Source organism: Vibrio sp. 1978 (assembly GCF_033344345.1).
Map to the genome: position 1 here is coordinate 1 of NZ_JAWPOP010000515.1, position 674 is coordinate 674.

A 674-nucleotide genomic window follows, 5' to 3' on the forward strand; every position below is an offset into this window, starting at 1 on the left:
AACAACGTACCCACTCAGAAAACTACAAGTGCAGCCATCAGCAAGACGTTATTGGCCAGAAGTGCGTTTTCGCGCGACACTAAATCAAAGTTACCACGAACACGTACCGCCGCACCTTTCACCGCGAATAGCAGTAAAGAGCCACCGATAACGAAGACAAGGAAACCCAGGATAAACATACCGCGAGAAGGATCGGACGCGAACGCGTGTACTGACACCAAAATGCCCGAACGAACTAAAAAAGTACCTAACAAACTCAACGAGAATGCAGAGATCGCTAGCAATACTGTCCAAGCTTTAAATGTACCGCGTTTTTCCGTTACTGCTAGCGAGTGCATGAGTGCAGTGCCTGCTAGCCAAGGCATAAAGGATGCGTTTTCTACTGGATCCCAGAACCACCAGCCGCCCCAGCCAAGTTCGTAATAAGCCCACCAAGAACCTAGTGCGATACCCAGAGTTAGGAATACCCAAGCCGCCGTTGTCCAAGGACGAGACCAGCGCGCCCATGCTGTATCAAGACGACCTGTCATTAGAGAGGCAATCGCGAACGAAAACGCAACAGAGAAACCGACGTAACCCATGTACAGCATCGGTGGATGTACAATCAGCCCTGGGTCTTGCAGAAGCGGGTTCAAATCTCGACCATCAACAGGGAAGAACGGTAACGTACGTAG

The 674-nt window shown here is 50.4% G+C and carries 1 pseudogene; it reads right to left on the reverse strand.

The window, feature by feature from the left end:
• Positions 1–20: 20 nt before the first annotated feature.
• Positions 21–674, reverse strand: a pseudogene (locus tag R8N49_RS27565) (heme lyase CcmF/NrfE family subunit); the annotation flags it as partial.